The 7,480-nt window shown below is 38.2% G+C and carries 10 protein-coding genes; 4 read left to right on the top strand and 6 right to left on the bottom strand.

What is annotated here, in order from left to right:
* Positions 1–404: NUDIX hydrolase (locus ACTHJT_RS05195; protein ID WP_440236854.1), on the top strand; the 404-nt coding region annotated here is incomplete at its 5' end.
* On the opposite strand, the gene coaD is transcribed toward ACTHJT_RS05195, so the two are convergent.
* From coaD to ACTHJT_RS05180, 3 genes are all read right to left on the bottom strand, one after another.
* Positions 387–839 (bottom strand): pantetheine-phosphate adenylyltransferase, encoded by a 453-nt coding sequence (coaD, locus tag ACTHJT_RS05190; protein ID WP_440236852.1) that lies wholly within the window; start codon positions 837–839, stop codon positions 387–389. The two genes, ACTHJT_RS05195 and coaD, sit on opposite strands and share 18 nt — an antisense overlap.
* Before the next feature lie 12 nt (positions 840–851).
* A complete protein-coding gene (locus ACTHJT_RS05185; RefSeq protein WP_440236850.1) occupies positions 852–1,751 on the bottom strand; it encodes a DUF3822 family protein in 900 nt (299 codons plus the stop codon).
* A gap of 163 nt (positions 1,752–1,914) precedes the next feature.
* Positions 1,915–2,400: an NUDIX domain-containing protein gene (locus tag ACTHJT_RS05180; RefSeq protein WP_440236848.1), complete on the bottom strand. Its 486-nt coding sequence runs from the start codon at positions 2,398–2,400 to the stop codon at positions 1,915–1,917.
* A 32-nt stretch (positions 2,401–2,432) separates the two neighbouring features.
* Between ACTHJT_RS05180 and ACTHJT_RS05175 the strand changes: the two genes are divergently transcribed.
* Both ACTHJT_RS05175 and ACTHJT_RS05170 read left to right on the top strand, forming a co-directional pair.
* Positions 2,433–3,848 (top strand): ATP-dependent DNA helicase, encoded by a 1,416-nt coding sequence (locus ACTHJT_RS05175; protein ID WP_440236846.1) that lies wholly within the window; start codon positions 2,433–2,435, stop codon positions 3,846–3,848.
* Positions 3,849–4,042: 194 nt separating this feature from the next.
* Positions 4,043–4,438: a DUF1573 domain-containing protein gene (locus ACTHJT_RS05170; protein ID WP_440236844.1), complete on the top strand. Its 396-nt coding sequence runs from the start codon at positions 4,043–4,045 to the stop codon at positions 4,436–4,438.
* 111 nt (positions 4,439–4,549) lie between these two features.
* Here the strand turns inward: ACTHJT_RS05170 and ACTHJT_RS05165 are convergent, their stop codons facing one another.
* Together ACTHJT_RS05165 and ACTHJT_RS05160 are read right to left on the bottom strand one after the other, a co-directional pair.
* Complete coding sequence (locus ACTHJT_RS05165; protein WP_440236843.1) at positions 4,550–4,927, bottom strand: DUF423 domain-containing protein; 378 nt, start codon at positions 4,925–4,927, stop codon at positions 4,550–4,552.
* 133 nt (positions 4,928–5,060) lie between these two features.
* The gene (locus ACTHJT_RS05160) at positions 5,061–5,726 is read right to left on the bottom strand and encodes a YggS family pyridoxal phosphate-dependent enzyme (protein WP_440236841.1); all 666 of its coding nucleotides are present in this window, start codon (positions 5,724–5,726) and stop codon (positions 5,061–5,063) included.
* A 63-nt stretch (positions 5,727–5,789) separates the two neighbouring features.
* Between ACTHJT_RS05160 and ACTHJT_RS05155 the strand changes: the two genes are divergently transcribed.
* A complete protein-coding gene (locus tag ACTHJT_RS05155; protein ID WP_440236839.1) occupies positions 5,790–7,328 on the top strand; it encodes a GH3 family domain-containing protein in 1,539 nt (512 codons plus the stop codon).
* Between the two features lie 5 nt (positions 7,329–7,333).
* Here the strand turns inward: ACTHJT_RS05155 and ACTHJT_RS05150 are convergent.
* Positions 7,334–7,480: TolC family protein (locus ACTHJT_RS05150; protein ID WP_440236856.1), on the bottom strand; the 147-nt coding region annotated here is incomplete at its 5' end.

Genomic DNA, 7,480 nt, shown 5'->3' with positions numbered 1-7,480 from the left:
AAGACGCAGGTGGCGTGGTGCGCAAGCAGGATAGAGTGCTGTTGATTTTTAGATTGGGCAGGTGGGACTTACCAAAAGGCAAGCTTAAGAAAAAAGAAGAATTTATTAAAGCTGCTAAAAGAGAAGTTGAAGAGGAGTGTAGCGTTCGGGTAGATGTAAGAGAGAAAGTATGTTCTACCTGGCACACCTATGTTCGCAAAGGGAAAAGAATTTTGAAACGTACAGATTGGTATGAAATGGTTTGTACAGATGATGCGAACATGCAGCCCCAATTGGCTGAATTTATCGAAGACCTGAAATGGATGTCTTATAAAGATGCTATGAAGTCTGTTAAAAACTCCTACGCCTCTATACAGGAAGTTTTAAATGAATATTACAGGCTGCATTCAGAGCTTGTAAGGTAAAAATCCACTAACATCTCCGTTGTATTTATGGATGTCACGGATCAGGCTTGAGCTGATATAGGCCAGATGTGGACTTGTGATCATGAATACCGTTTCAAGATCTTTCCAAAGATATTTATTAGCCTGGGAAATACTGTTTTCATATTCGAAATCAGTGGTGTTGCGTAAACCTCTGATTAAAAATTGCGCTCCGCATTCTTTGGCGAATTCAGCCGTAAGTCCTTTGAAGACTTTCACCTCAACATTTTCATTGGCTGTGAAACAACTTTCAATTTTAGGTACAATAAAATCCAGATCGAAGTACCGGTTTTTCTGTGAGTTGCTGCCTATCGCAATAATGACTTTATCGAATAACAGTAAGCTACGGCGTACAATATCTTCATGTCCTTTGGTGAAAGGATCAAATGAGCCCGGGAATACGGCAATTTTATTCATGATCAGGATTGTTTAACCTTGGCACAAATGCATATTGTACAGATCAAAATAACGATGGTCAAAGACTTCATCAAATTGATATCCGAAACGTATGAATTCAGGTTTTGAACCAAACGACAAATTGCGGATGTACTTGTACAATTTACTAAACGATTCTGAATCGTGTGTGATTTCTCCAAAAACGATTACCGGACATTTTTCCGGATTTAGTTCCAGCTGGTCAAACACAAACAAGATGAAGTAAACAAAATCTTCACTTGTATTGAACGTGAAACTATTACAGAAGATCAGCTTCTTGCCTTCTTTTACCGTAATGGTTAAAAAATATTGTTCTACCTGGATGTACACACTTTTTTCTGCAGGCGCAAGATCTTTTTGCAGCAGAATCCCTTCGATCATGGATGAAGTGTGGTGTATTACGCGGATCTGTTTTAGCGGATAGGTCTTTCTGAACCAGTCTGTCAAACGGTTATTGGTTGCGAATACATTGATTGCTTCCGTTTGTTTTTGCTTGAAGAAATGATATTCTTCATCCGCTTCTCTGTCAAGCGTTGTATTGAGAATCAAATATTCTTTCAGGTAATCTCTTTCAAATAAAGATTCAGGAACAAGAGAGAACTGAGTATTTTTTATGCCTAATGTAATGCTCTTCCAGAAGCCTGCTTTAATAAGCACGTGGTCTTCAAACAATATATCCAGCTGATCAAGCAGGTCAGAAGTTGTGTAAATATCAAAGAGTTTATAATCTTCTAAGAACAAACAGCGGTTGCTTTCTCCATCAATGACACAGATACGGAACAATTCAAAATTGACCTGAAAAGACAAATGGTATTTAGCCAGATTTTCTGTTTCAAGACGACTGTCTTTTACTGAATTGCTTAACTTATATCGAACAATTGTGTCTGATATCATATTATACACTTAGAAATGTGTAAAAGGTATATTCTACAAATTGTATTCTTATCTATACAATTTAGTAAAATTAAATAATTTTTACCAAATTATTGTATTATAACAATAGTGTGGATAAGTATGTTGGTAAGGTAGATGTATGAAGTGCCCTTTATCGGCAGGATTAGTAATAAAATCCGCTTAGTGTATAAAGGTCTTCAATAGATTGAATTGAGTGTAACAGGCTATGTAGCGATTCCCGGGGTATTTTTTTTAATTGTTCAATTGAGAGCCATTCAATTTTTGTGATTATCTGACGGTCGGCATGCAATTCCGGATCAATGCCAGTCTGTAAGGATCCACCCGTTTTTTTGACAATAAAAAAAAATTCGATGGCGTGCAGGGGCGGGGTTAAGTATTCGTTGACACATAAAAATTTTTCAACGGAAACATTAAGACCTGTTTCTTCAATGAATTCCCGGATCAATGCATCTTCTGCGGATTCACCATAATTCATTCCGCCCCCGGGTGGTGTCCATAGCTCGCCGCTTTTACCAATGCTGTGGTGGCGGATCAATAAAATTTTATTTTCCTCAATACAAATTCCACAAACTCTAATGCGTAACTTGTTACCAAAGTTTGAGACGATTTCGTTTTTAATATCTTCCATGAACCACGCCATTTAAATAATCTGTTACTCCCTTGGCACTTTCACATTCCATGATCGCTGCATTACCTGCAGCACCTACAAACAGCCAGTCTAAGGCAATTGATCTGATCGAACAATTGGTAGAAAGCAAAGGTACAAACAACTTTGCACTTTTGCTGAGAGGTTATGCAGGCACAGGGAAAACAACTTTATTGAGTGCATTGGTACGGGCCATTCCTAAAAACAGGTTTCAAACGGTGCTGCTGGCACCTACCGGACGTGCAGCCAAAGTAATGTCTTCTTATTCCGGACAAGGCGCCGCTACTATCCACCGGCATATTTACCGCAAGGAAACATCATCAACAGGAGGTATTTTTTTTTCAAGGAAACGCAACATGTTTGCCAATACGATTTTCATTGTTGATGAAGCTTCCATGCTGAGTGATGACTCGGAGTTTGGCAGCAATGGTTTGTTGGGTGATCTCATTTCTTATGTATTTGAACAGAAGAATAACCGTTTGATATTATGTGGCGATACAGCGCAGCTGCCTCCGGTAGGTAAAACAATCAGTCCGGCATTAGACAAGCGTTACCTGGAATCTCATTTCTCCATTGATCTGCTTGAAGTAGAATTGACAGATGTTGTGCGGCAGGCACAGGCTTCAGGTATTTTGTACAATGCTACTAAGCTGAGAAATGATATCCGCAGAAATGCAACGGAAATTCATTTTACAACAGGCTTCAAAGATTTTTATAAAATGACATCCGACCGGTTGGAAGATGGCTTACGATATGCCTATGATAACTTTGGCAGGGAAGAAACCATTGTTGTATGCAGAAGCAATAAATCAGCAACCGGTTACAACCGTTATATACGGCAGGCTATATTTTTTACTGAAAACGAGTTGGATGCAGGAGATCTGCTGATGGCTGTGCGGAACAATTATTCAATTCTTCCCTCAAATATTTCTTCAGGTTTTATTGCCAACGGTGATTTTCTTGAGATCCGGAAAGTACTGCGTTACCAGGATCAGTATGGCTTTCGCTTTGCAGATATAGAGGCTGTTTTCAGAGACTTTCCTGAGTTCGGAAATTTTCAATTGAAAATCATGCTTGACACACTTTACTCATCTACACCTAATTTAGAAAAGGAAAAGATGCAGGAGTTGTATAAAGAAATTGAAAAAGAGTACGAAGATATTGCCACAAAACAGGAGCGTCTGGAAGCAATCCGGAAAGATCCGTTCCTGAATGCCTTGCAGGTAAAATTTGCGTATGCGCTTACGTGTCACAAGGCACAAGGCGGGCAATGGCACACGGTGTTTATTGAACAGGGATACCTTACGGACGATAAAATAGATATAGAATTTCTTCGTTGGTTATATACAGCAATTACCCGGGGAAAAAGCCAGGTATTTCTGGTGAATTTCCATCCGCGTTTTTTTGAAGTACAGAGTACAGAGAATTAAGTACAGAGTACTGATTGTAAGTTTTACTTTTAAGGATTAATAACCGGATCTTCGATCTGTTTAAAACAGATATTAAAATAAATAATGAAAAAGGGTTACAATTTCAGTTATCTTCGTACTAAGTACTATGTACTCCGCACTTTCTGGCTTAGTTATTGTAAACAGTATTATAAATAGAATATAGAATTATTGATATGAAAAAAGGAATATTGATCTTATTAGGAATTGTTTTTGCAACGGGTGTTTTTGCGCAGGCATTGGTAAAAAGCCCTGTAATGTCTTTTGAGACAAAATCTCATGATTTCGGAGATGTGAAACAGGGCGAAAAAGTAACCTATGTTTTTAAATACAAAAACACAGGAACAGATACGTTGAAAATAGATAACATTGTCAGCTCATGCGGTTGCACGGTTCCGAATTCATATGAAAAGGTCGTGGCGCCAGGTGCCAGCGGTTCCATTACAGTAGAATTCAATTCTGCAGGCAAGATGGGTGTAGTGAATAAAACGCTTACGATTTTATCGAATGCTGTAACACCAAATGCCGATCCAGCGGAATACCTGAGAATCCGGGTGAATGTGATTCCGTAACTAGTAGACAGGTATTAGACCGAACATTCCCCAAAATAAAAAAGGATAGACTGAATTCGGTCTATCCTTTTTTATTTTGAGTCTAGCAACTGGAAACTAGTAACTAGAACCTTACTTCAGAAAGCTCATACACACCAATACCCATCCTGCAATCATGCATACACCGCCGATAGGCGTTACGGCCCCCCATTTGGGTGTTTCTGTTAAGCATAGTATATACAAAGATCCGGAGAAGATCAGGATACCCGCAATGAAACTATAACCCGCATAGTTCAGGTATTTTGTGTTAAACTGTGTTTGCAGAATTAATAACCCTACAACCAACAATGCAAAGCTGTGATAGAACTGGTACATCACCGCTTTTTCAAACGTATCCGTACGACCAGTCTGAAGGAGGAAGTCTTTTAGTTTGTGCGCGCCAAATGCGCCGATGGCAACGCCTAAGCCTGCAAATATACTTCCGGCCAGTAAGAATGTTTTATGTAACATGTTTGCTAATTATGAATTATGAATTATGAATTATGAATTATGAATTATGAATTATGAATTATGAATTATGAATTCGATTTATTTGGGTAAGAAGAATTACTGTTTAGAATGCATTACTTAAAACTTAATACATTTATCTGCTTCCAAAGATCGCGCTTCCGATCCTTACCATGGTACTTCCTTCTTCAGCAGCAATTTCATAGTCAGAAGTCATACCCATGGAAATTTCACTCCATTGAATATTCTTTTTTGTAATCGTTCTTGAAAGCGTATGAAATAATTCTCTTAAGCCATGAAACTCTTTCCGGATCTGCGCTTTGTCATCTGTGTTTGTTGCCATGCCCATCAATCCTTTGATTTGTATGTGCTCCAGCTGTTCAAGTTCCGGATGCGTTAAAATTGCTAAAAGCTCTTTTTGATCCAGTCCGAACTTTGTGTCTTCATTGGCAATATATACTTGTAAAAGACAAAGTATAATACGGTTGTTTTTCTTTGCTTCCTTATTGATTTCCTGTAACAGTTTGAAGCTATCAACCGAGTGGATCATGTAAATAAAAGGAGCTATATATTTAACCTTATTACTTTGCAAATGTCCGATTAAATGCCATTGAATATCTTTCGGCAGTACTTCTGCTTTGGCAACAAGTTCCTGTACTTTATTCTCACCAAATACATTCAATCCGAAATCATAAGCTTCCTGCAGTACTTCAACCGGGTGTGTTTTTGTTACTGCAATCAGACTGGTGTGAAATGGCTTTAAAAATTCTGTAATAATATTTAAAGCGGATTTGTTTATCATAATTTAACTGTTACGTAATGTGAATGTATTAAATTTCAGTGACTAAATATAATAGTACTAGATATGGATCTTTTGGAGAAGCTGTTTGCGAGAGCACTAAAGTTAAGCACATTGCCAAATAAAAAAAAACTTAGTCACTTTAATCAACAACGGAAGGTATTAAAAAAACTGCTTAAAAAAAGTGTTCATACACAGTTTGGGAAGCATTACAATTTTTCAGAAATCATTACGCAGTTTGGTTCTAAGGACAAGAAGTATTTTTATAGTTATTATAAAAGACGTGTACCGGTATTTTCTTATAATAAATTATACACAGAATGGTGGCATCGTTTGAAGGAAGGGGAGGCCGATGTTACCTGGCCGGGTAAGATCAAATACTTTGCATTGAGTTCCGGTACTTCAGATGCGTCTACCAAGTATATCCCGATCACCAATCAGTTTATAAAAGCAAATAAAAAAATTGGCATCAGACAGTTATTGTCTTTAGTGCAATACAAGCTTCCGAAAGAATTATTTGGCAAAGGTATTTTGATGCTGGGCGGCAGCACACATCTACATAAAACTGAAATGTATTATGAAGGTGATTTGAGCGGCATCCAGGCAAGTAAAATTCCATTCTGGTTTCAGTATTTTTATAAGCCTGGTTCTAAGATTGCCCGCAACCGCGATTGGGAAAGTAAGCTTAATGAAATTGTAGAATCGGCACCTAAATGGGATATAGGTTTTATTGTAGGTGTACCTGCCTGGCTCCAGATCCTGATTGAACGCATCATTGAGCGTTATCAGCTGGAAACGATTCATGATATGTGGCCCAACCTTTCTGTATTCGTACATGGTGGTGTAGCTTTTGAACCTTATCGCAAAGGGTTTGAAAAATTATTGGCGCGGCCTATTATTTATATTGAAACGTACCTGGCATCTGAAGGCTTTATTGCTTATCAGGCAGGACCGGGGAAAAAAGGTATGAAACTGGTTTTGAACAATGGAATATTTTTTGAATTCGTACCGTTTAATGAACAGAATTTTACATCATCGGGAGATTTAGTAGTGAATCCTAAAACGCTTATGATTGATGATGTGGAAGAAGGAGTTGATTATGCCTTGCTGCTTTCTACCTGTGCCGGCACGTGGCGTTATATTATCGGGGATGTGATCCGTTTTGTTGATAAGGCAAATGCAGAAATTGTTATTACTGGCAGAACAAAGCACTACATTAGTTTGTGTGGTGAACATTTGTCGGTTGATAACATGAACCAGGCAATTAAACTTATTTCGGAAGAACTCAATATAACGATCAAAGAGTTTGCTGTTGCCGGCATACCTTATGAATCCTTATTTGCACACCAATGGTATATAGGCACAGACGATGAGGTTGATCCTGTTGTATTATCGAACCTGCTGGATGAAAAACTGAAGCTTCTGAATGATGATTACCGGGTTGAGCGTACAACAGCACTTAAAGAAATACTTGTTACGATTCTACCGGCAAATCTTTTTTATGATTGGCTGCGCTTCAGAGGAAAAGAAGGTGGACAGAATAAATTCCCCCGTGTATTAAATACCAAACTTCATAAAGACTGGAAGGTCTTTATTGAACAATGATTAATTTAATATTCCATCGTTCCTGAAATCTGGTTCAGGTTGATTTCAGCAAGCTTTGCATTGTACTGGGCTGTGCTGTAACGCACGGTTGCATTGATGTAGTTCAGCTGTGCTGCACGGAACTCAACTGTTGTAATACTTCCGAGTTTAAA

The sequence above is a fragment of the Cytophaga sp. genome, assembly GCF_051961495.1.
In the GTDB taxonomy this organism is placed as follows: Bacteria; Bacteroidota; Bacteroidia; order Cytophagales; family Cytophagaceae; genus Cytophaga.
This window is presented reverse-complemented; position numbering and strand designations above follow the sequence as displayed.